A 22,646-nucleotide genomic window follows, 5' to 3' on the forward strand; every position below is an offset into this window, starting at 1 on the left:
TGTAGCTCAAGTCGGGCTGGGTCACGCGCTGCAGCAGGCCGGTAGGGTAGTAGTCGTACTTGGTGAGCTCGGTGCCCACCGTCACGGTCTTCAGGCGCTGGCGCACGTCGTAGGTGTAGGTCGTCACCACACCGTTAGCGTCACTCATGCTCAGCACCTGGCCATGCGCGTTGTACCGCGTGTACTTGGTGACCTGACCGGTGGGATTGGTGACCTGCTTGAGGTCGCCCTGGGTCCAGTCGGCGGTGGTGTCGGGGTAGTACTCGTAGCGGGTGATGTCCGTCAGGTCGGTGCGCGGGCCGTCTTCGCTGAGCACCTGCCCGGAGCTTTTGTAGGTGTAGCTCCATTGGCGCGGAGCGACACCGGTGGCCAGGGGCGCGGAGAAGCCCTTGGAGCCGTCGACATCGGTGGTGGCGTGCTCGACCCGCTTGCAAACCACCGCGATCGGCTTGCCGTCGGGCAGCTTGGCGTCGGCGGGCGCGCAGCTCGCGATCGCGTTGCTCGCGAAGGGATCCGGCTGACCGTTGTAAACCGTCGTCACGATCCGCCGCGGCTCGGCCACCTTGGTCTGCAAACTCCAGCCGGGATGCCACTGCGTGCTGACTTTGCGCGCTTCAGCCGGGAGGGCAACGCCGGGCGGCGTATAGCTGCCGCAGGCGGCCGTATTGGACAAGCCTTCGACGCGCACTGTCTCCAGATTGCGAGTGGAGTCGTGACCGTAGCACACCCGCTTGCCGTTGAAGTCGTCGCGACTTGTCATGTTGCCGTTGGTGTCGTCGTAACGGAGGTAGCTGTTCGCGGCGGCGCAGCCGGCTCCTGCCGGCTGGCTCTGCACTGTCATGCGCGGCATGCCAAGAACGTTTTTCGCTTCCAATGTGACAGAACCGCCTCCGGGCAAGGTCACGGTCGTGCCCTGCGGTGCTTGCCAAAGATGATCGCGTTGGAGCACATCTGCAACTGGATCGTAGGTCTCCTTCAGGGTATAGGCCGGTGGGCTGGTGTACGTGGCGACGAAGTGATCTACACCTCCTGCGGCCTGCGTTTCGACCGCTCGACCGAAGTCGTCATAGCGATAGGTGGTCAGCCGAGCATTGTTCTCATCCACGACGCCCGTCAAAGCCCAGGGAAACTTTGAGTTCTCGTACAAAAACTGGCGCGTCTTGCCGTCCGGCCAGCCGAGTTGCTGCAGTTCCCCTGATGTGTTGTAGGCGACCGCAATGGCTTGGCCTGCGGGGTCGACGACTCGATAGATGCGTGGGCCTCGGGTCGCCTGCTGATAGTGAAACTGAATACTGCGGCTCTGTTGGTCTTGGATCCTGATCAGCAGGCCGGGCACCGGTGCCATCGCTGCAGGCGTGGTGGCGTCGCTATAGACATATATGAGAGTTCGCCCGTCGGCGTAGCTCACACTCTTGAGCAGGCCTGCCGGATCGTAGGTCTCCACAGCTTTGGACTGGGCGTCGACGTACTGCCAGCCGCCCGAGACAGGCACAACACTGTCGAGGACGCCTGCCGCGGCGTAGCGGCCGTTGCCGTCAGCCAAGAAGGTGATCCATGTGCCCGACCCTCTCGCCGCCTGGACGGCTTTCTGACCGTGCAGTTGAAACACCAGCTTCCTGTGCAGGTTGCTTTGCCAAAGACTGCTGAATGAAACTGAAGGCTTTAAGTCGAAGCCGGCCGACGCAAGCTGCGGACGTGTGTCATAGCCAATGCTGACCGTTTCTCCTAACCATTGGCCCAATGTCTCACTCTGACGTTTCGCCCCCGACAATGGAGAGATCGGACGCCCGAAACGTGGATTCGTGCACATCGGGGGGTCGGGGCTCCAACCGTCCGTCCATGATTTGCACGCCTTTGCGGCCGCTGCCCATCGAGTGCCGCTCGGGCAGGCCATCCGACACATCTTGGTCTCGCCCTCCCAGAACGTCGAAGCCTCCGGGGGGCACCGCATCGTCTCCCAAGTGCGACCGTGGGAATACGTTGCACTGCCCTCCCGCCTGATGCACTCATAGCCCATCGTCTGCTCCCAGGATAGCCAGGTCGGGCCTCGCGTTTCTATCGACGGATATTCAGGTGCCGCCGCGCGGCATGCCGCAAGCGGGCTGCTGAAGTACGTCGCGGGATCGTCCGGATTCGGCCCGTAGAAGAAGACGTTGTGAGCCCAGAAAGGGGATGCTGGAAAAGTAGATGTTTCTGCGGCAGCGGACCCACTTCCCAGTTGAAAGCAGGGCGCCAAAAGGAGTAGGAAACAGCGCTTCAACTTCGTGGTGCTTTGACGAATCAATTGGAACTCCTTTGTAGATTGGGCGCCTTGGTCATATTTCTGCCTTTTTCTTTCTCAGTCAGTGCGCGACACGGTGGGACTTCAGAGTCGCCCGGACATCTCATAGAGCTGGCTCATGTTGCTTGTCAGTACTCTGTTCAGGGGGCATTCGCTTCTGCCGGCAAGGCTAGTGCGCCTAATCGGACTTGACGGTGATGTGCAGGAATTGCACACGGCATATTCGTCGAGCGTGGTTTTCGACGAAAAAGCAGACGTCTCGCCGGAAGGAAACCATCAGCTGGTGCCGAAAGGTCGAAAGCCGTCTTATAGAGACTATCCTCGATAGTTCGTGCGGCGTGCCCGAGAATGCTGGCGCCTGCGCCCCGATCGACTGCTGGATAGGCGCGCCTAGTTCGTAAGGCTCTACGCCGCGACCTAGCTTTTCTCATGATTCCCTCCACCCCTATTGATCTTGTTTCGTGTGCCGGGGTAAACCTCGCGGGGAGGATAGAGGGGCTCACCATAAGTAACAACGTCAGATCTGACTGCCCCCCTTGGACGAGGGGGATGCCATTTCTTTTTCCAGGATCTGCTGCTACTGCAATGTTGAGAAGGGAAGCGAAATCAGCGGCGCACCTGCAGCTTCTGACACACGCGCAGATCGAGGGGCGACCCTCGTGGTCCCTGGAGTCGGGGGAGTACCGCAAGAAAACGAGCGCTCCACCTCCCAAATCTTTGACAACTCCTCCACGCCTCACTACGATCCCCGCCGTTGCCGGCTGTCCGCGAAGAACACGAACCACTCAAAGCACCGCCCGGCACACGGCGTCGTAGTAGTAGGGGGGATCTCACATGAGTCAACACACCGTCTCCGGGCGGGTCACACCCCTGCGCGCTGTGCAGGTCGGTTTCACCCTGCTCGAACTGCTGGTTGTCATCGCCATCATCGGCGTGCTGATGTCCTACGTCGGCCCGCGTTTTTTCGGGCAGGTCAGCAAGTCCGAAGTCAAGGTGGCCCAAGCCCAGATCGATGCCTTCTCCAAGGCGCTCGACGCCTACCGATTGGACATGGGTCAGTACCCGGCCACCGCCCAGGGCCTCGCTGCCCTGACGCAAAAGCCCGAAGGAGCGGCGCGTTGGCAAGGGCCGTATCTGCAGAGCAGCGTGCCGGCCGATCCGTGGGGGCGCGCTTATCTCTACCGTGCCCCGGGCGAGCAGGGCCGTGAGTACGAAGTGCTCAGCTATGGCCGTGACGGCCAGCCGGGGGGAGAGGCGGACAATGCCGATCTTCGTTCCTGGCGCTGATCCGTCCTTGTCCTGACCCGACCTCATGCAGAACATCGTGCTCTGGTGCCTGCGCGGCCAAGGCGCGCCGACGGCCATTGCCTTTCAGGCCGGCTCGCGCACCGACGCCGTGCGGCAGGCCGAGGCGCAAGGCTGGCGGGTGCTCGACGCCGGCGTCTCATCCGCGCCGGCACCCCGCGCGCCCGCACCAGGCCTGAGCTTCGCCATTGGCCGTCGTCCGGCGATTGCCAGCGATCTGTTCGCCGATCAACTCGCGACGCTGCTGCAGGCCGGCATCGGTCCCGTCGAAGCACTGCGTGCCCTCGCCAGCCAGGCGCGCGGCGGGGCGGCGCCGCTGCTGAAAGACGTGTTAGGCCGGCTGGAGCAGGGGCACACGCTGGCCGGTGCATTGGAGGCAACCCAGGCTTTCGACGACCTGCTGATCGCGCTGATCCGCGCTGCCGAGGAAACCTCCGACCTGCCGCAGGCCCTGGAACGCTACCTGCAGCACGCCCAGCAGTCGAAGTCGGTGCGGCAGCGCATCGTCACCGCGAGCATCTATCCCGTGGTGTTGCTGCTCGTCGGCGGGCTGGTGATGGTGTTCCTGCTGGTCTGGGTGGTGCCGCGCTTCAGCGGCGTGTTCGCCAGCATGCACGGCGAGCTGCCCTGGGCCGCCACGCTGATGCTGCGCTGGGGCGAACTGGTCAAGTCGCACGGCAGTTTCCTTCTGCTGGTGCTGGGCACGCTGGTCGGCGGCCTGGTGTTCGCGGGCGCGTCGCCTGCCGTCAGGGCGGCGCTGTTCGCGCGCCTGCTCAGGCAGCGCCACGTCGGCTACTACGTCCAGCTCATGTACCTCTCGCGCCTCTACCGGACCGTCGGCATGCTGCTCGACGGGGGGATCGCTTTTCCGCGGTCTTTCCAGATGGCCTCGCGCCTGCTGCCGGCGCATCTGCGCCATGCCGCAGAGGAGGCGCTGGAAGCCGTGCGCAGTGGGCGCAGTCCTTCCACCGCGCTGGAGGCGGCGGGCCTGTCTTCGCCGGTGGCGCAGCAGCTGCTGCTCGTCGGCGAGCGCAGTGGGGACCTGGGAGCCATGATGACCAAGGTGGCGAGCTTCCACGAAGGCGAGACCGCCCGGGCCATCGAGCGTTTCATGCGGGCCCTGGAGCCGACCATCATGGCTCTGATGGGGCTGGCGATCGGTTTTGTCGTTGTCGTCATGTACCTCCCGATCTTCGAACTGGCGAGTGCCATCCGGTGAACGACGTGGACCCCAAGCAGGCTCAGGCGGCAGGGCTGCTCGAAGCGGCGCACCGCGCAGCGGTGGAGAGCGGTCGCCCGGTGCTGGCCGAACTGCAGGAGCGTCTCGCTTCGCAGCCGGAATCGGAAGCAGCGCTTGCCACGCTGCTCGGGCTGTCCTGGGTCGCGACATTGGACAGTCATTGGCAACCGGACTTCAGCCGCTTGCGTTACTCCGACGCGCGACGGCTGGGCATGGCTGTGGCGCTGGGGCCTGATGGGCCGTGCCTGCTGGTCAGCGACCCGTTCGCGGTGGACGCGGTGCACCATGTGCAGTCGCTCGGCCCGCTGCTGCCGGAGGCCATGGTCGCAACTGACGAGCTGGCGCAATGGCTGGGTCGTTTCGAGGACGTGGCGGTCTCCCTCTCCCTGAGTGAGCCTGGTCCGGCCGCAGCCACAGGCGGTGCCTCGTCCAACCACCGACTGGTCGAGGACATCTCCGCGGAAAGCCTGGAATCGGCCGCCAGCCCGGTGGTGCGGCTGATCAATGCCACGCTCTACGACGCGATGAAAGCCGGTGCCAGCGACATCCACCTGGAGACCGCACCCGCCGGCTTGATCGTCAAGTTCCGGCTCGACGGCGTGTTGCGTGCGATCCGCGAAGTGCCCGAGCCGCAGACGGCCGAGCAAGCCATCTCGCGCATCAAGGTGATGTCCGAACTCGACATCGCCGAGCGCCGGGTTCCGCAGGACGGCCGGCTGCAGGTGCAGGTGCAGGGACGCACGATCGACGTGCGGGTCTCCATCATGCCCAGCATCCACGGCGAGGACGCCGTGCTGCGCGTGCTGGACCGCCGCCACCTCGCCGAGCAGATGAAGGACCTGACCCTCGCGGGCCTCGGCCTCTCGCCCGTCCTCGCGCAGGGCGTGCTCCGCCTGGCGCGCCGCCCGCACGGCATGGTGCTGGTCACCGGGCCGACCGGCTCGGGCAAGACCACCTCCCTCTACGCCGTGATCAACGAGACCTGCACGCCTGAAGAGAAGGTGATCACCATCGAGGACCCGGTCGAGTACCAGCTGCCCGGCGTGCTGCAGATCCCGGTCAACGAACGCAAGGGCCTGAACTTCGCCCGCGGCCTGCGCTCCATCCTGCGCCACGATCCCGACAAGATCCTGGTCGGCGAGATCCGTGACGCCGAGACCGCACAGATCGCCGTGCAGGCGGCGCTCACTGGGCACCTGGTGTTCACGACTGTGCACGCCAACGACGTGCTCGACGTGCTGGGCCGTTTCCAGCAGTTCGATATCGACCCGTATGCGCTGGCCTCGGCGCTCAATGGCGTGTTGGCGCAGCGGCTGATGCGCCGGCTGTGCCGCTACTGTGCCGAGCCCGCGCCTGCCGACGGCCCGGACGGTGCGTATCTGCGTCCGGTCGGCTGTGCCGCTTGCCTCGGCACCGGCTACAAGGGCCGTTTCGCGATCGGCGAGTTGCTCGCGATGAGCACCCAGCTGAAAGCCCTGATCGTCGACCGCGCGCCCTATTTGCAGATCCAGCAGGCGGCCCAGGGGCAAGGGCTGCGCAGCCTGCGCGAGCAGGCGCTCGATGCCGCGCGCGCCGGCCTCACCAGCCTGGAGGAGGTGGACCGTGTCACCGGAGCCGACTGAAGTGAAGGCGCCTCGCTGGTTCGCACGGCACCTGCTGTGGCTGGAGCATGGCTCAGCCCGGCTCTACCTGGGCTCGGGCTCGCGCCAGGCCACCACCTGGACCGAGCTCGCGGCGGTGACCTTGCCTGCGGGAACCGGCCCGTCCACCGAAACCTTGCGAGAGGTGCTCGCCCATCGTGTGGGGCGTTGGTGGCGTTCGCTGGAGGTGGTGCTCGGCGCCGGGCTCTCCTCGATCTTCACGGTCGATCTTGGCGAGGTCGAGCTGCCTCAAGAGGTGGCCCTCGCCGCAATCGCTCATCGACATGCCGAGTTGTGGGGGCAGGGTGCCCCGGCGTGCCAGCTGCTCTTCGACGAAACGGTGCGTCAAGGGTGGGTCCCGGTGTTTGTCTGCCCCGGCGGGCTCCCCGAGCAGATTGGGCAAGCCGCGCGGGCGGCTGGCATGTCGCTGCGTTCAGTGCAGGTCGCTGCCTGCTGGGCGGTGGCTCACCGAGCGCGCGCGCTGCGCGGCGATGGGCCGAACGACGCCTTGACGGGGTGGACCGTGTACGAGGCCCCGGACCGCCTCGTGGGTGTGCTCGAACGTGCCGGTGTGCTGCGGGGCGTCGTCGACCTGCCGCCGCGGGAAGAGGTGGCGGCGCTGCGTCGGCGTCTGCACGTGTGGGAGCGTCGGCTGGGCATCGTCGACGCGGTGCCGGGGCCGCTGGTGCTCTTGCATGCTCCGTCCTCCGTATGGCGGATCGAGCCGGGCGAGGAGGCGATCGTCTCGGGCTTGTTGCCCGAGCCGACGGCCCGTCAGCCGCTTGCCGAGGTGGCGGCATGAAGAGGGACTGGGCCGACGTCGATTTTGTCGCTCGGGGCTTGCCTCGCTGGGTGGGCTGGGCGCTGCTGGCCGTCGGCGCCGCGAGCCTGGCAGGGCTGGCTTGGGAGGTCGAGCGCCGCTCCGCCGAACTGGCGGCGCTGGAGCAGCGCCTTGCTGGCAGCATCGTGCCGGCCGCGCCCCGCGCGGCGCTTGCACCACGTGCTTCTACCGGGGAGGATGCAGCGTTGCGGCAGGCCCTCGCGGTGCGCTGGCAGGCGCTATTCACAGCCGTCGAGACGCCCGCGCCCGCCGGGGTGGTTCTGCTTGCGCTCGAGCCCGATGTGGCGGCCGGCATGGTGCGCATTGCCGTGCAGGCGCCCGATCTTGCTGCCGGTGGCGCCTACCTGGCCCACCTGCAGGCCGTCGGGCTCAAACAGCCCCGGCTCGTATCGCATCAGGCGCTGGATCCGTCAGGGGCGGGCGGCGGGCCGGTGCGCCTGGCTGTGCAAGCCTTGTGGAGGCCACATGGCGATTGAACTGGCGTCCCGGCTCAGACGGGTCCGCGGCCGGGCCGCGCCCCGTCTGAAAAACCTGGGCCTGCCCGGCGCAGCGGGTGCCCTGTTGCTCTGCCTGACGCTGCTGGGTGCGGCGTGGCAGTTGCCGGGCCTGCGCGGCGAACAGGATCGCGTCAGGGATCAGCTGGCAGAGCTCGAGCGCCGGCCGAAACCGCTGTTGCGTGTGGCGTCGGCAGCGTCGCCCTCGCTGGTGGCGCAATTACCGGCCGAGGCCGATCTGCCGGGCTTGCTGTCGCAGGTGTTCGCGGCCGCGCAATTGCAGGGTGTGAGTGTGGGCCAGTCCGACTACGGCTATGCGGCCGGGGAGCGGGGTGGCCCACCCAGCCTGCAACTGCGTCTGGACTCGATGACCTCGTATGCGAACGCGCGCCGCTTCGTGAACCAGGTGGTGCTGACGGTGCCCTCTGCGGCACTCACCGGTTTCAGCATCGTCCGCGAGAGCGAGGCCCAGCCTGTGCCGCGGGTACGACTGTCGTTCGCGATCTACTACCGGAGCGTGCCATGAGCCCCGCCCGGCCGCCCGAAGGGGCTCGCACCGCAGTGCGTAGCACGGAGGTTATCCAATGAGCCCCGCCCGGCCGCCCGAAGGGGCTCGCACCGCAGTGCGTAGCACGGAGGTTATCCAATGAGCCCGCGCCTGCGCCGCTTGCTCCTGGTGCTCGCTGCCTGCCTCGCCCTGCGGCTGCTGGCGACGCTGCTGCCCGAGCAGGTCGCTGCAGAGGCCGGGGCTGCCGTTGTGGAGCCGGCGGGTCGGCGGGCAGTACAAACCGGGCCTGTTGTCGCCCCTGCGGCCTCAAAGTCCGCAACCATGGTTGCATCCGCAGATGTGCTGATGGCGCTCAAGCCGGGCTACCAGGAGCCGGCTCGCGACCCCTTCGGCGCGGCGCCCCCGCCAGCCGAACCGGCGCCACCCGAACCTCCGCCGCCGCCTCCACCCCCTCCGATCGAGCCCGCGCCGCCGCCACCGCCCCCGCCCCCGCCGCCCCCGATGGTGCGTTTCAAGGTGCTCGGTCACTGGCGGGGTGAGGAAGGTCTGATGCTTTTTGTCGCAGGAGACAATGGCGCGACCCTCAAGGCGAAGGTGGGCGACATGCTCCCCGACGACTTCAAGCTGTTGCGTATCGACGCGGCCTCGGCCGAGCTGCTGCATGTGCCGAGTGGCGAAAAACAAGGGCTGAGCCTTGCCGGGCTGCCCATCAACGACGGGGCGCCTGCCACGCAGGACAGACGCCCCCAGGGAGAGTAGTTCCGTGGCGATCTTCAAACCCACCGGCCGGATGCGCCGCAACAGGCGGCGAGGCGCTTCCGGCCGGCCGGGGCTGGCATGGTCCGGCGTGGCGCTCCTCGGCAGCCTGCTCGCGGGCTGTGCCGGCCACGCGGAGTTCCGCAGCGGGCGGGCCGACATCGCGGCTGGCCAGGACCTTCAGGGTGTCGCGAAGCTGCGCCAGGCGAGCCTGGCCGATCCCGCCAACGTGGAGTACCGCCGGACCTATTTTGAGCAGCGCGACAGGGCGCTGGACGATGCGCTGCGTCGCCTCGACGCCTTGCTCGAGGCCGGCCGGTTCGCCGAGGCGCGAGCGGAACTCGCGACGGCGGCCGGGCTGGCGGCCAACGACCCGCGTGTGGTCAACGGCGCCGAACGCATCGCCGGCGCCGAGCGCCATGCCTCGATGCTCGACAAGGCCGACGGCCTCGGACGCCAAGGTCGGGTGGACGAGGCGCTGGCCTTGGTGCGGCAGGTGCTCAGTGAGCAGCCGCAGCACCGCCGGGCCCGCCTGGCACAGCGTCAGTGGCTGCGCGCGGCGGCCGACCTGCCAGGGCAGGGCGGCATGGGGCTGGCGCAGCTGAGTGCTGCCTATCGCAAGCCAGTCACGCTGTCCTTCGTCAACGCCTCGCTGCTGCAGGTGTTCGAATCGCTCAAGCTGGCCTCGGGCCTGAACTTCATGTTCGATCGCGACGTGCCGACCGACCGGCGCGTCACCCTGTCGGTGAACAACAAGTCCGTCGAGGATGTGCTGCGCCTGCTGTTGGCGACCCAGCGGCTGGAGCGGCGCGTGCTGGACCAGGACACGGTGCTGATCTACCCGAACAGCCCGGAGAAGACGCGCGAATACCAGGAGCTGGTGACTCGTTCCTTCTATCTCTCCAATGCCGACGTGACCAAGGCCGCTGCCCTCGTCAAGGGCATCGCGAAGGCGCGCGATGTCTTCATCGACGAAGCGCTGAACCTGATGGTGGTGCGCGACTCGGCCGAGGTGGTGCGCCTGGTCGAGAAGCTGCTTGCCAACCACGACCTGGCCGAGCCCGAGGTGATGCTGGAGCTGGAGGTGCTGGAGGTCGCGACCAACCGGCTGACCGAGCTGGGCATCCGCTGGCCCGATTCGGTGTCCGCGAGCATTGCGGGCCGCAGTGGCGAACCCGGCGTGTTGAGCCTGCCCGAGGCGCGCAACGTGCACTCCGGCATGGTGCAGCTGCAGTTCAACGATCCGCTGGTGGCGGCCCAGTTGCGCAGCCAGAAAGGCGACTCCACCTTGCTGGCCAATCCGCGCATCCGGGTGCGCAACCGCCAAAGCGCCAAGGTGCTGATCGGCGAACGGGTCCCGGTGATCACGACGACCAGTGCGGTGAATGTCGGCACGCTGGAGAACGTCAACTACCTCGACGTCGGCCTCAAGCTCGACATCGAGCCCACCGTGTCGCTCGAGGACGAGGTCGGCATGAAGGTGTCGCTGGAGGTGAGCAACATCCTGGAGACCATCACGCGCAACTCAGGCACGCAGGCCTACCGTCTCGGCACGCGCAACGCGTCCACGCAGCTGCGTGTGCGCGACGGCGAAACCCAGGTGCTCGCCGGGCTGATCCAGCGCGACGAGCGGCGCTCCAACACCGGCGTGCCGGGGCTCAACGAGATCCCGCTGGTGAACAAGCTGTTCGGGCAGGGCAGCAACAACGACACCCGTACCGAGATCGTCTTGCTGATCACGCCAAGGGTGGTGCGCAACATCCAGGTGCCGGGGCCGGGCCAGATCGAATTTCTCTCGGGGACCGAGGCAGCCAATGGAGCGGCGTCCATCCAGTTGCGGCCGGCGGAGGTGCCGGGTGGACGTCCGGGGCAGCCGCGCGCGCCAGCTGCCCCGCCGGCGAGCCCCTCGGCCGGCCCTCCGGGGCAGGGAGCGCCGCAAGCACCGGCCCCTGCAGGACCGGGCGGCAGCAGCGCGCCGGTGCTGACACCTGGCTTCACGCCACCGCCCCTGGTGCCGAACTGACATGGGGCCGAGCTTGTCGCGACGCTCGTTCCCGGCCGCCCGGGCCCGCGGCTTTTCCTTGGTCGAGCTGCTGGTGGTGCTGGCCATCATGGCGGTGCTGGCGAGCATCGGTTTTCCTCTGGCAGAACTGGCGGCACGGCGCCAGAAGGAGGACGAGCTGAGGGCTGCGCTGCGCGAGATCCGGTCCGCGCTCGATGCCCACAAGCGCCTGGCCGACGAAGGGCGCGTGCAGCGCCAGGCCGATGGCAGCGGCTATCCGGCCCATCTGACGTCGCTGGTATTGGGCGTGGAGGACCTGCGTTCGCCGACGCGGCAGAAGATCTTTTTGCTCAGGCGTTTGCCGGCCGACCCCTTCGCGGCACCCGCTGAGCCTGCCGACGGCGGTGAGCGGCGTCAGGACGCCTTGCAAGCCGCGGCGGCCGGCTGGGGCCTGCGTTCCTACGCCAGCGAGCCGCAGGACCCGAAGCCCGGGCAGGACGTGTTCGACGTCTACAGCCGCTCGCCGGAAGTGGGCCTCAACGGCGTGCCCTACCGCGAATGGTGACCCGATGAGCGGACGCCGCCGGGGTTTCACCCTCATCGAGTTGCTGGTCGTGATGGCGATCATCGCGACCTTGCTGTCGCTGGTCGGCCCGCGCTATTTCGCTTCACTGGACCGCGCCCGAGAGACGGTGCTGCGGACCAATCTCCGTCTGACGCGCGAGGCCATCGACAAACACCACGCCGACACGGGGCGCTACCCGGGCAGCCTGCAGGAACTGGTCGATCGCCGCTACCTGCGAGAGCTCCCGCTCGATCCCGTCACCGATCGAAGCGACACATGGGTTTTTACAGCCCCACAAGGGGGTGGCGACGCTGCCGGGCCCGCCAACGGCATCTACGACCTCCGAAGCGGCGCAGAGGGGCATGCGCGGGATGGAACCCCCTATGCCTCCTGGTAGCCAGCGTCGGCCAGGGCAGGGTGGCTTTACTTATGTGGCCCTGCTTTGCGTGCTGGCGATTCTGTCGGCGGGGCTCGCGGCCGTGGGGCAACTGTGGTCGGCGGCTGCCGAGCGGGAGCGGGCCCGGCAACTCGCGTGGACGGGGGAGCAGTTCGTTCAGGCCATCGCTTCCTACTACCACTCGGCGCCCAACGGGCAGAAGCGGTATCCGCCCGACCTCCAGGCGCTGCTGCTCGACCCTCGATTCCTCTCGACCCGTAGGCATTTGCGGCGCATCTACCTCGACCCCTACAGCGGCCGTGCCGGGTGGGGTTTGGTGGCCGCGCCAGGGGGCGGCATCATGGGGGTCTACCCGTTGGCTCAGGGCGGCGGCGGCACGATCAGCCGGTTTGTCTACAGGGATCCCGCCGCTCAAGGGCGTCCTTGAGACGCTGGCGCTACCGGCCGCCGGGGCGCAGGCAAGAGGCTTGCGTCAAGCCGAGGGACCGCGACGGGTCAGCTCTCTTTGTTGCTGGAGCAACGCTGATCCATTCGGGTCGAACGGCAAGCCATCCAGTGTTTTCAAGCGCCCCTTGCCTTCAACGGCAAGTCGCTTCAGGAAGGACTCTATGAAATCGAGGCCGGCCATCAGGGCCTCCATCTCGTCCGCGCCGTGTATCTCCGTGGCGAGCGTGGGATCATCGCAAGTCAGGACGAGACAGCCGGCGTAGCCCTTCATGTCTTCAGCCTGGGCGGGCGTGTAGGGCGCTCCGATGGCGACATGAACCGACATCTCGTACTGGTCTGGCCCGACGAAGATGAGATCACGGCTGGCTACGGGGATGAACGGTGCGAATGGGTTCAAGGTCAGCACAGCTGGGTGACCGTGTACGGGTCGCGATGTTCGTCGATCCAGGCGTACTTCATCGCGACCCTCTGGCGAAGTACGCCGTCGCCTTTCGAAGTAGCTCCACGTCCAGCTTCGCCTCGGCCAGTTCCTTCCTCAGCCGGCTGTTCTCCGCCTCTAACTCCGTCACCGGCCTACGTGTCGGCTCGGCCGCCGCTGCAGCACTGTCACCCGACAGTCCTGCCCCTGCCTTGCCTTTGCGGCACCAGTTGCTCAACGTCGCCACCGGGATCCCCAGCCGGCGTGCCGCCTCGTGACCTCCGACGCTGCCTGCCAACCGCATGGCCTCCATCCTGAACTCTTGCGTGTACTGTCGATGCGGTACCTTGCTGTCTTTCATTCACGTTCTCCGTACTTCAGAAGTTTCACACTTTCTGCTGTGCGTGAAATCGAGGCAGGGTCAGTTCGCTATGCAGCTTGATCAAGTTCATTCATGCCGCATCAATAGTACAGGCGCGAGATTCTTCCAACTGCAGGAGGAACTTTTGTTGGAGCTTGGAGACGCCTTTGGACGGGTTCTACGTCAGTGCCGTAGGGATGCGGGGCTGACGCAGGAAGCACTTGTCCTCGAAGCGGAGCTGGAGCGGAACTACATCAGCTTGCTCGAGCTGGGGCAACGCCAGCCTTCGCTAGCAACGGTGTTCCGGCTTGCTGCGGCACTTTAAATCCGACCGCATGAAATGGTGAAGCTGACAGAGATGGAGCTGGGGCGTGGCGGGACTCCCTAGCTGCAGTGGATCAAAGGCCTCTGAGATGGGCAGGCCCTGCACTGCTTGAGGCAGGGTGCATTTATTGCAGCTTGACGAGGGCCAGCCAACAGGCCCTCGCATCGGGCATCAGATCGACAATTGCTATTTTGTTTCAGTTGTCCATGCGCATCTTCTTTCATGATGGTTCCACGCGCCGCCGCTATCCAAGCACTTATCAATCTGAAGCTGTTTATATAACCACATACCCAATAGGACGGTTAGCGCAATCAGCCCGATAGTGATTGCTATGCGTCGTCTTTTCATTGAGCACCCAATCAGTAAATTGAAGGGAGGCCATTTGGTCTGAAAATTTCGCACACTTCACTGCAGGACTTTGATGAAGTTAATGCGCCATTGCGTCCAAGTACATTTGCAGCGTGGTCGGCTCTTGAAGCACTGCCCGGGTCTCCTTTCACGTTCTGATCGGTCCATTCGCGGGCATCAGAAATAACGCAAGCCAATTCTTCTCCGTACTTTCCGCGCCGCGTTGCCTCGCAATTGGCCTTGCAATGGAAATACTTATCGGCGCCGATTGTGTTGGCGTCCCTCATGTTGTTGTAGTTGCGAGAGAAATCAGCGAGGGCGCCTGCTCGTTGCCATGGTCTACTTGAATTGTCGCCCATGTTTTTCCCCGGTCCATAGGGCCCCATGCCGGGGTTATCCAATCCAAAGGGGTCAATCTGAATTCCTGGTGCGCTGCCAGCATAAGCAAAGGTGTTTATGCCACCTTCGAGGCCAATAGGGTCGCTTTGCAAATACCGCCCTGTGTGCGGATTGTAGGTGCGGAAGTAGTTATACGGTGTCGAAGTTTCTTGATCCAAGTACTGGCCGGGGAATCTCAGGAGGAAGTCCATCCGCTGGTCCCTTGCCTGGCCATTCGGTGTTCCATCGGCTGCATTCATTCCAAACGGTTCGCCGATCACACGCCATTCCCAGCGTCGAGCCCCCGCCGTGTCTGTGATCAGCCTCGGCGTGTTGAGGTGGTCGGTGTGAATGTAGCGTACCTGCGGCAGGTTCAGCGGCGTGCCGGTGGTGCGGATCTGCTGAGTCGGCGTGGCCCCGGTGACAACCGCCACAGGGGTGTTGTACAGCCAGATGTACTCACGCTTGACCCAGTGGTTCTGGTCGCGCTCGGCGATCAGCTGGCCGTCCTGGTCGTAGTGAAAGTAGGTGTCGCTGGACCCCACATAAACCGGCGGGGCGTAGACAGCGCCCCCCGAACTCAGCGTGGAGCCGCTCTTGCGGATGCGTTGACCCAAGCCGTTGTGGCTGTAGACGTGGCGTGCCAGCGGTCCATAGCTCACGTTAAGGCGCCCCGTGACAACCAGCCCTTCGCCCGTGTTGTACGCATAGGTGACCGAGCCTAGCGGATTGGCTGGATCGGCGGTGATATTGCCGGTCGCGTCCGTCGCGATGGGATGCGCCGGGTGACTGCCGACTTGCACGCTTTGCAGGCGGTTGCTGCCGGTTGGGTAGCTGTAGGTCGTGGTTACCGCGCCGGCGCCGCTGATGATGCGCCTGGTGCGGTTGCCGTTGAGGTCGTAATCGTAGCTGTAGGTGGAACCGGGGAGCACCGCCTGGGTCAAGCGGTTGAGGTTGTCATAGCCGTAGGTGACCTGGGTCGGCGTGGCCATGGGCCCGGTACGGATCTCCTTGACGCGGCCGGCAGGATCGTACTTCAAGGCATAGCGTGCCTGTTCGGCAGTGATGCCTGAGGCGCCCTGGCCGAGGGTAAAGCTGGTAACTCGCCCGTCGAGATCAAAACTGCGACTATAGCGCTGCACCGGGGTGGCGCTGCCGTTGCCGAAATTGAAGTTCTTGACCGCGTAGTTGCCGACATTCAGCGTCTGGTACTGCACACCGCTGACCACGGCCTGGGGCGTGCTGCTGCCGGGGTGCGTGGTGGTGATGCCGCTGATGCGGCCCTGGGTGTCGTACTGGTAGTCGATCTTGCGGCCCGAGGGATAGGTCAGGCCCAACAGCCGACCGCTGCTGCCCCAACGGTAGGTCAGCGTATCGGCGGCTGTACAGCTGGTGGCTGCACCCCAGAGCTGGCAGCGTCGCAGCAGCCGGCCGCGCAGGTCGTAGGCGAAGTCCAACCGGCTGGTTTGGAGCGCGCTGGCGTTGAATTCGGCGATGCTGGTGAGGCGGCCTCGGCCGTAGTTCTCGGACCCGGCCGCGGTGCTGTAGGCATCGTAGCCATAGACGGTCTTGGCGCCGCCAGGGTAGGTGGACTGCTTGAGCCGGTTGAGCGCGTCGTAGGCATAGAGGATCTTTTGCCCGCGAGCATTGGTGACTTCGATGACGTTGCCAGCGGCGTCGACCTTGCTTGTGGTGCTGCCCGTGTCGGGACTGACCCAGTTCACCGGGTTGCCCAGGCCGTCGACGCCGTAGCTGGTGGTGTTGCGACGCGGATCGGTGACGCTGGTGAGGTGATCCCGCTTGTCGTAGCCGTAGTCGATCTGGGGCTGCGTCGCACCGGCTTTCGGGAGAGGCAGGCGCTGCTGGATGAGCCGCTGCAGCGCGTCGTAGCCTTGTGTTGTCACCTGCCCGCGGGGGTCGGTGATCTTGGTTCGGTTGCCCTCGGCATCGTATTCGTACCGCGTGATGGTGTCCTGCTGGGCCAACCCGGGCAATGCCAGGCTGGCGACCAGGGCAGCGACCAGCGGGCGCCATGGCCCCCGATAGCGCGGAGCGTTTCGTTCACTCATGGGTGTCCTTCCCGAAGAGCTATCGTGCAGTCCAGGTGACGGTCTGCTGGTCGCCAGACCCAGTTATTCCCGCGTGCCCGTGGCACTCGCCGGGCGGCCCAGCGCGTCGTAGGCGCGGTTGATGTTGCGCAGCAACACGCCGCCCGGGTCCTTCACCTCTTCCTTGATGCGGTTCCCGGCGCTGTCGAGCGTGTAGGTGACCGAATGGCCCAGCCCGTCCTGAAGGCCTGTGAGCCGATGCGCGTCGTCGTAGCGGTATTCGATGTGGCTGGCGTCAGCTTGCGTCACCTTCTTCAGCAGACCCGTGGGCTCGTACTCGTACTTCGTGACCTGGCCGTTCGATGCGACGCTCGTCAAGCGCTGGCGCTCGTCGTAGCTGTAGTCGGTCGCCGAGCCGTTGGCGTCGACCTGCTGGAGCACCTGCCCGTGCGGGTCGTATTTGGTGTAGCGGGTGACCTGGCCTGCCGGATCGCTCACTTGCTTGAGGTCAGCCTGGGTCCAGTTCGCCGTGGTGTCGGCGTAGTACTCATAGCGGGTGATGTCTTGCACATCGGTGCGCGGCCCGTCTTCGCTGAGCACTTGGCCGTGCCGGTTGTAGCTGTAGGTCCACTGCCGCGCAGCGATACCCGCAGCCACCGTCGCGGCGAACCCCTTGCTGCCGTCCGCGTCCGTCGTCGCTTGTTCCACTGTTTTGCACACCACGGCGATGGGTTTGCCGTCCGGGAGGAGGGCATCGGCCGGGGCACAACGGGCGATGGCGCCGCCGCTGAAGGGATCGGGCTGGCCGTTGTACACCATGGTCACCAACCGGCGCGGCTCGGCCACGCGCGTTTCGAGGTGCCAGTCGGGATGCCACTGCCTGCTGGTCTTGCGGGCGCTGGCTGGCAGGGCGGCGCCTGTCGCGGTATAGGTCGCGCAGTCAGCGGTGTTGGGCAGCCCCTCCACCCGCACCGTTTCAACGTTGCGGTCCGGGGCATGGGCGTGGCAGGTACGCGTGCCGTTGAAGTCGTCCCGGCTGCGCACGTTCCCTTTGGCGTCGTAGCTCATGTGGCTGGTCGCCGCCGCGCAGCCGGCGCCGGCGGGCTGCGACAAGGCGGTCCTGCGCGCGACGCCGAGCGCGCTTGCGAAGCGGTAGCTTCGTATGGAGCCCAGAGGATCGGTGACCAGGGACTCGCCCGTCGGAGTCTGCGGGCCCGCGACGCTGCGGTAGTCCACGGCGTAGCGGCCCACGGTACGGCCGCCGCCGGCATGCTGCAGTTCCTCGATGGCCCGGCCTTGTGCGTTGTAGGTGTAGCTGGCATGGCGGATGCCTTTCTCGTCGACCAGTCCCGTCAATGCGTGCGGGAGATTGGCGCCGGACGTGCGAGCCGACTCGTTGTAGAGGTAGGCGCGCTGCTTCCCATCGGCATAGACCACCTGCTTCAGGTTCGACTCGGCGTCATAGCTGTAGCGCACCACGGCCCCACGGGGCAAGGTCAGTTGGGCGAGGCGGCCTCTGTCGTCGTAGCCGAAAGCTAAGGTTCGACCGACACCATCGCGCACGCTTTCAAGGGCACCCGGTCTGGGGTCGGCAGTGCTGTAGGAGAGTTCCAGGACGTCCCCCTGGGCTCCGTGCACCCTCACCAGGCGCCCCTGCGCGTCGTAGACCTCAAGCGCGGCCGCCTCGATGTCCCGGTAACGCCAGCCGGTGAGGGCGCCGGAGGCAGGCAGTCGTTCCAGGCGGTCGTGCACGTCCGTGTCGGCCGCCCAGGCAGCGCCATTCGGGGTGTAGTAGAGGATGCGGCCGTCGGGCCTGTAGGCCCCCACCTGCTCCCCGGTCGGAACAATGCGGGCGTCGAAAGTACTGCGCCACGCTGCGCCGAAGATCTGGCCGGGCGCTGCGGCGGGCGTGCTGTTGTAGTAGCGGGTGAGCTTGAGGCGTCGACCGGACGCTGCAGCATAGTCCGTCTCCTGCAGCGACTTGTTGCCGGTGCCAATGGCCACCGGGCGTGGCGTGCGATCGCACTTGTCACCGAAGTCCTTGGGGACCGTTCCGCAGTAGTTGGGAATGTGAATCTCGGCACCGGAACTGGCGGTGCAGAAATAGGTGCCCAAACCGACCGAGGCCGTGGACGCAGTGAGCTCGCAGGATCTCGTGCCAGGAATCGCTCCGGCACGACGGTATAGAGGGAAACATTGCTCGTCGCCCGGGTCTGCGGAGATCGAGAGCGGGGCAAGCAGGGTGGCGGTCAATGACAGCAGCCGGGCTGCGACTGACGATCCGCGGGCCACTCTAGCGCCGGAGCCAGTTGCGGGAACCGGCGACTCCTCGGACAAGGCCAGGATATGGTGAAGCACGCGCACAGGCGTGTTGCCAGCGTGATGGCTGTGCATGATCCCTCCCGAAACGTCCTGCGGTGAACCAGACCGTACTGCGCTTGTTCAAGCGGGCGTCTCTTGGACAGCGGGGAAACACACGCCGGTGCATGATAGGAGGGGCGCGCGCTGTCAGACAATGTGAACTTTGGCAGTCCACCGGTGAAGCGCAAATCGGTAAGCTTCGACAGCCACTCAGGCGAGGGCGATAAGAATCGGTGAAGTGGTGGCCCGTGATCCAGAGACTTGACGGCGGCCTCTTCAAAGCAATCGTGCAACGGCCCCGATGAGGTTCCGGAGCCACTGCTGCGCTGGATGCGAGTCATTGCGTCTGTGCCACATCAGGTCGAAAACGACGACGGGCAATGGAACCGGCGGCGGGAACAAGACGAGCTTGGACCGGGCAGGGGACTGCAAGGCGACTCGTTTCATGACCGTTGCCGTCATGCGCGTCTGAGCCACCAGGGCGGGTGCAGCGAACATCTGCGGGAGCGTCAGCGCCAAAGTACGGCGTTTCCCGAGCTGCGCCAGCGATTCGTCGACCAGACCATGGCGGTCACCCTCGGGTGAGACGAGCAGGTGGGGAAGGTCCAGAAAGACCTTCATGCTCATGCCCCGCCTCGCTGAAGGATGGTCACGCCGAACGATGGTCACGAACTCGTCCTGCAGGATGGGCCGTGTCAGTATGCGGTTCTCCGGATGGGTGAGCGGGACCCCGACTGCCGCGTCGATCGTCCCCGCATCGAGCAAGTCGACCGCACTGTCTCGACTGTTGAAAGCACGGACATTCAGTGAGACCCCCGGAGCTTGTTGCTCCAATGCTTTCGCAAGGGGTGGAAGCATCACGAATGCCGGGTAGTCGGACACTCCGAGCGTGAAGGTCAAAGACGCCTTTGCCGGCTCGAACTCCGGCTTTTTCACGAGAGCTGATTCGATCTGCCGCAGCGCCTGGGACACCGGCTCTGCCAGGTCCCTCGCGCGCGGTGTCGGCAGCAAACCCTCCGCGCTGCGCAAGAACAGCTGATCGCCGAACAGCTTGCGCAGACGCGACAGTGCAGCACTCATCGCCGGCTGGCTCACGCCGACCCGCGCCGCTGCACGCGTCACATTGCGCTCGTCCATCAGCGCGTCAAACGCCGCCAGCAGGTTGAGATCGATGCCGTGAAAATCCATGGGACGGATAACGCTGTATACGCTTCATTTGTTGGACGGATTCTATTCGGCTCCCCAGAATCGTGTCATTCCCTTCAACCTCACGACACGGAGCGACGACTGACGTCGGAAGCACTTTCATGAAAGCACTGCGCGTTTACGAATTCGGGACCCCCGATCTTGCCGTTCTTGAAGATGTCGCCATCGGCGATCCGGGGGCTCGGCAAGTGGCTGTCCGTGTGGAGGCAGCCGGTGTGAACCCTTTGGACCTCAAGATCCTCGCCGGGTCCATGCAGCCTGTTTTCCCGGTCAGCATGCCTTACACGCTCGGCACCGATATCGCCGGCGTGGTGGAAGCGGTCGGTCCGGAGGTCGACCGCTTCAAGCCCGGTGATCGGGTCGTCGGACGGCTGGATCCCACGGCTGGGGGCGGCTTTGCCGAGTACGCGGTGATTGCCGCGCAGTCTCTGTGTCCGATCCCGGAAGACATGAGCCAGGAGCAAGCAGCTGCGCTGCCCACCGGAGCGGGTACCGCGTGGCTTGCGCTGTTTGGTGTCGGCCAGGTCAGGGCCGGTCAACGGGTGCTCATTCATGCTGCGGCCGGTGGTGTCGGCAGCTTCGCTGTTCAGTTCGCCAAGCAGGCAGGGGCGCATGTCATCGCCACCGCTTCCTCGAAAAACCATCCGCTCGTTCGCGAGCTGGGGGCGGATGAGGTCCTCGACTATCGCCATGAAGACTTTGCGAAACGGCTGCAGGATCTGGACATGGTCCTCGACACCGTGGGCGGAGAGACGCTTGAGCGTTCATGGCAGGTCGTCAGGCCGGGCGGAACGCTGGTGTCCACGGTCGATCCTGGGGTTCAGGCGCGCGGGGATATCCAGGCGCGTTTCGTGTTCTTCAAGCACGACGCCGTCTTGCTCAACACGATCCTCCAGGTCTTTCAAGCCCGGCAGCTGCAAGTGGTCCTCGATACCGTGCACCCGCTCGATGACGCCCGCGCGGCATTGGAACAAGTCGCCAGCGGTCATGCGCGAGGCAAGGTGATCATCCGCGCATCGCGTTGAGCGGCGCCCCCCTCGATTTCTTTTTTGCCGGAAAGCCGTCTTTCCGGACGCGTCAAGAACGGTGCTGCACACACCCATAGACAGGAAACACCATGAAGATGATCACAAGAACGATAGCCGCTTCCGCATTGGCCGCGAGCCTGGGCCCAGCCCAGGCGTCCGACCAGGAGGTCGTGGAGGCGCTCTACAGCAAGGTGCTCAGCGGTACCGCGAGTCCCGACCTGCCCGCGCGGCTTGCCGCGGTGCTCTCCCCCGACTGGCAGAGCCTTGGCGACTACTCCGGGACGGTGAAGACGAGAGACCAGTTTCTGGACCAGCTTCAGCGCATCGGCGCGGTGGCGCCGGGCATGAGGTGGAAGATCGAAGAGATTCTGCAGGTGGGCAACCGATATGTCGTCCGCGGACGCGCGACGGCAACGCCTGTCGGTTCTTTCATGGGAGTCGCGCCGACCGGACGAAGCTTCGACATCATGGCGATCGACATCCACACGGTCGAAAACAACCGGATCGTCAGGAGCTACCACGTCGAAGACTGGCATGGGGCGATCCAGCAGCTCCAGGCGAAATGAACGACGTCGTCAATCTGATCGGGGCCGCCCGAGCCGCCATCTCGACCTGGCGGTCCGCCGCATCCCGTTCCTTTATTCAAGGACCACTCCGTATGAGTCTGCGCCGACCCCTTGCCCGTCTTTTCATGACACCCGTGCTCGTGTGGGCCTGCAGCCTCGCGCTGGCAGCCAACAAAGACCTGTCGCGGGAGAAAATCGTCGACCTGGACCATCTCACCGAGGTGAGTCCAGGCGTTCACGTCATCGAGGACAAAGATCACGTCGTTCTTGTGCCCAACGTGACCCTCATCACCGGCAAGGATGCGGTCCTTGTCGTCGACACGGGCCTGGGCACGGAAAGCGCAAGGCGCGTGCTGCAAACCGCCGAGCGCCTTGCAAAGGGAAAGCGGCTCTATCTCACGACGACCCACTTCCACCCGGAGCACGGTTTTGGCGCACACGTCTTCAAGGGTAAGGCGACCCTTATCTATAACCGCGCCCAACGCGATGAGCTGCTGAAAAAGGGCCCCGCGTATCGGCGCCTCTTCAGTGAACGACTGGGTGTGGCAGAGGCGCTGAAGGACATGCGATTCGTGCTGCCCGACATCGTGTACGAACGAGAGGCAGAGATCGATCTCGGCGGACGGGTGGTCCGGCTCAGCCACCACCAGCCGGCACACACCCTCGGCGACCAGGTGGTCTCAGTACCGGCACAAGGTGTGGTCATTCTCGGCGACTTGCTGGAGACAAAGTCATTTCCGATCTTCCCTTGGTTCCCGGAGATCGAGGATACCGATGTAGATCCGGTGAACTGGCGCGAGATCCTGCAAGCCGTGGAACGCACCCAGCCGAAGGTCGTGATCCCGGGGCATGGCCCGGTCGGCACCGCCAGGGATCTCACTGAAGCGGTGCGCCATATGGACACCGTCCGGGATGAGGTGACGAAGCGGTGCAGCAGCGGTCAAGATCTGGCAAGTATCCAGAAGGATCTGACCCCGCTGCTGCGCGCCCAACACCCTGACTGGGAACTTCAGGATTGGATCGCGAACGAGATCCTGGTCTACCACACGCGCCTGTGTGGGTCAGCAAGCGAACTAGGGCTGTTTGACAAGGTCGCTCGTGAGTAGCTGAGGATCATGGCCAGTTTGACGG

At 65.3% G+C, this 22,646-nt stretch carries 19 protein-coding genes and 2 pseudogenes; 15 read left to right on the top strand and 6 right to left on the bottom strand.

All coding sequences use genetic code 11. The annotated features are described in order from the left end of the window. Positions 1 to 1,609: pseudogene (locus OOT46_RS25975) on the bottom strand (hypothetical protein); the annotation flags it as partial. 1,506 nt (positions 1,610 to 3,115) lie between these two features. Here OOT46_RS25975 and gspG point away from each other — a divergent pair. The 11 genes from gspG (at position 3,116) to OOT46_RS26030 (ending at position 12,456) form a co-directional block, all read left to right on the top strand. After that, entirely contained in the window at positions 3,116 to 3,568 is a 453-nt protein-coding gene (gspG, locus tag OOT46_RS25980; protein ID WP_265406532.1) for a type II secretion system major pseudopilin GspG, read from the top strand. Between the two features lie 25 nt (positions 3,569 to 3,593). Further along, positions 3,594 to 4,805, top strand: coding sequence for a type II secretion system F family protein (locus OOT46_RS25985; protein WP_265406533.1), 1,212 nt, complete (start codon positions 3,594 to 3,596; stop codon positions 4,803 to 4,805). Next, the gene (locus OOT46_RS25990) at positions 4,802 to 6,448 is read left to right on the top strand and encodes a GspE/PulE family protein (RefSeq protein ID WP_265406534.1); all 1,647 of its coding nucleotides are present in this window, start codon (positions 4,802 to 4,804) and stop codon (positions 6,446 to 6,448) included. The genes OOT46_RS25985 and OOT46_RS25990 overlap by 4 nt, the downstream gene beginning before the upstream one ends. Next, positions 6,429 to 7,268 (top strand): hypothetical protein, encoded by an 840-nt coding sequence (locus OOT46_RS25995; RefSeq protein ID WP_265406535.1) that lies wholly within the window; start codon positions 6,429 to 6,431, stop codon positions 7,266 to 7,268. Before OOT46_RS25990 ends, OOT46_RS25995 begins: the two co-directional genes overlap by 20 nt. Next, positions 7,265 to 7,783, top strand: coding sequence for a hypothetical protein (locus tag OOT46_RS26000; RefSeq protein WP_265406536.1), 519 nt, complete (start codon positions 7,265 to 7,267; stop codon positions 7,781 to 7,783). The genes OOT46_RS25995 and OOT46_RS26000 overlap by 4 nt, the downstream gene beginning before the upstream one ends. Further along, positions 7,773 to 8,327: a hypothetical protein gene (locus tag OOT46_RS26005; protein WP_265406537.1), complete on the top strand. Its 555-nt coding sequence runs from the start codon at positions 7,773 to 7,775 to the stop codon at positions 8,325 to 8,327. Before OOT46_RS26000 ends, OOT46_RS26005 begins: the two co-directional genes overlap by 11 nt. 303 nt (positions 8,328 to 8,630) lie before the next feature. Next, complete coding sequence (locus OOT46_RS26010; protein ID WP_265406538.1) at positions 8,631 to 9,068, top strand: hypothetical protein; 438 nt, start codon at positions 8,631 to 8,633, stop codon at positions 9,066 to 9,068. Between the two features lie 4 nt (positions 9,069 to 9,072). Next, a complete protein-coding gene (locus tag OOT46_RS26015; RefSeq protein WP_265406539.1) occupies positions 9,073 to 11,088 on the top strand; it encodes a secretin and TonB N-terminal domain-containing protein in 2,016 nt (671 codons plus the stop codon). A 13-nt stretch (positions 11,089 to 11,101) separates the two neighbouring features. Next, positions 11,102 to 11,632: a type II secretion system protein gene (locus OOT46_RS26020; RefSeq protein ID WP_322114298.1), complete on the top strand. Its 531-nt coding sequence runs from the start codon at positions 11,102 to 11,104 to the stop codon at positions 11,630 to 11,632. Between the two features lie 4 nt (positions 11,633 to 11,636). Beyond that, the gene (locus tag OOT46_RS26025; RefSeq protein ID WP_265406541.1) at positions 11,637 to 12,029 is read left to right on the top strand and encodes a type II secretion system protein; all 393 of its coding nucleotides are present in this window, start codon (positions 11,637 to 11,639) and stop codon (positions 12,027 to 12,029) included. A 49-nt stretch (positions 12,030 to 12,078) separates the two neighbouring features. Next, positions 12,079 to 12,456 (top strand): type II secretion system protein, encoded by a 378-nt coding sequence (locus OOT46_RS26030; protein ID WP_265406542.1) that lies wholly within the window; start codon positions 12,079 to 12,081, stop codon positions 12,454 to 12,456. Between the two features lie 45 nt (positions 12,457 to 12,501). Here OOT46_RS26030 and OOT46_RS26035 read toward each other — a convergent pair whose 3' ends face one another. Both OOT46_RS26035 and OOT46_RS26040 read right to left on the bottom strand, forming a co-directional pair. Next, entirely contained in the window at positions 12,502 to 12,882 is a 381-nt protein-coding gene (locus tag OOT46_RS26035; RefSeq protein ID WP_265406543.1) for a hypothetical protein, read from the bottom strand. Further along, positions 12,879 to 13,255, bottom strand: a pseudogene (locus OOT46_RS26040) (transposase); the annotation flags it as partial. The gene OOT46_RS26035 and the pseudogene OOT46_RS26040, both read right to left, overlap by 4 nt. 70 nt (positions 13,256 to 13,325) lie before the next feature. On the opposite strand from OOT46_RS26040, the gene OOT46_RS26045 reads away from it, so the two are divergent. Further along, positions 13,326 to 13,580: a helix-turn-helix domain-containing protein gene (locus tag OOT46_RS26045; RefSeq protein ID WP_265406545.1), complete on the top strand. Its 255-nt coding sequence runs from the start codon at positions 13,326 to 13,328 to the stop codon at positions 13,578 to 13,580. 359 nt (positions 13,581 to 13,939) lie between these two features. Here the strand turns inward: OOT46_RS26045 and OOT46_RS26050 are convergent, their stop codons facing one another. The 3 genes from OOT46_RS26050 to OOT46_RS26060 all read right to left on the bottom strand — a co-directional run bounded on the left by OOT46_RS26050 (position 13,940) and on the right by OOT46_RS26060 (position 19,903). Continuing rightward, on the bottom strand, positions 13,940 to 16,375 hold the full coding sequence (locus OOT46_RS26050) for an RHS repeat-associated core domain-containing protein (protein WP_265406546.1): 2,436 nt from the start codon (positions 16,373 to 16,375) through the stop codon (positions 13,940 to 13,942). 63 nt (positions 16,376 to 16,438) lie between these two features. Next, the gene (locus tag OOT46_RS26055) at positions 16,439 to 18,469 is read right to left on the bottom strand and encodes a DUF6531 domain-containing protein (RefSeq protein WP_265406547.1); all 2,031 of its coding nucleotides are present in this window, start codon (positions 18,467 to 18,469) and stop codon (positions 16,439 to 16,441) included. Between the two features lie 522 nt (positions 18,470 to 18,991). Then, complete coding sequence (locus OOT46_RS26060; RefSeq protein WP_265406548.1) at positions 18,992 to 19,903, bottom strand: LysR family transcriptional regulator; 912 nt, start codon at positions 19,901 to 19,903, stop codon at positions 18,992 to 18,994. A 119-nt stretch (positions 19,904 to 20,022) separates the two neighbouring features. Here OOT46_RS26060 and OOT46_RS26065 point away from each other — a divergent pair, with 119 nt between their 5' ends. The 3 genes from OOT46_RS26065 to OOT46_RS26075 all read left to right on the top strand — a co-directional run bounded on the left by OOT46_RS26065 (position 20,023) and on the right by OOT46_RS26075 (position 22,621). Continuing rightward, on the top strand, positions 20,023 to 20,946 hold the full coding sequence (locus OOT46_RS26065; protein WP_265406549.1) for an NADP-dependent oxidoreductase: 924 nt from the start codon (positions 20,023 to 20,025) through the stop codon (positions 20,944 to 20,946). 92 nt (positions 20,947 to 21,038) lie between these two features. Further along, positions 21,039 to 21,515, top strand: coding sequence for an ester cyclase (locus tag OOT46_RS26070; protein WP_265406550.1), 477 nt, complete (start codon positions 21,039 to 21,041; stop codon positions 21,513 to 21,515). Continuing rightward, complete coding sequence (locus tag OOT46_RS26075) at positions 21,512 to 22,621, top strand: MBL fold metallo-hydrolase (RefSeq protein ID WP_265406551.1); 1,110 nt, start codon at positions 21,512 to 21,514, stop codon at positions 22,619 to 22,621. Before OOT46_RS26070 ends, OOT46_RS26075 begins: the two co-directional genes overlap by 4 nt. The last annotated feature ends 25 nt before the right edge of the window (positions 22,622 to 22,646 follow it).

It is taken from the genome of Aquabacterium sp. A7-Y (assembly GCF_026153205.1).
GTDB lineage: Bacteria > Pseudomonadota > Gammaproteobacteria > Burkholderiales > Burkholderiaceae_C > Caldimonas.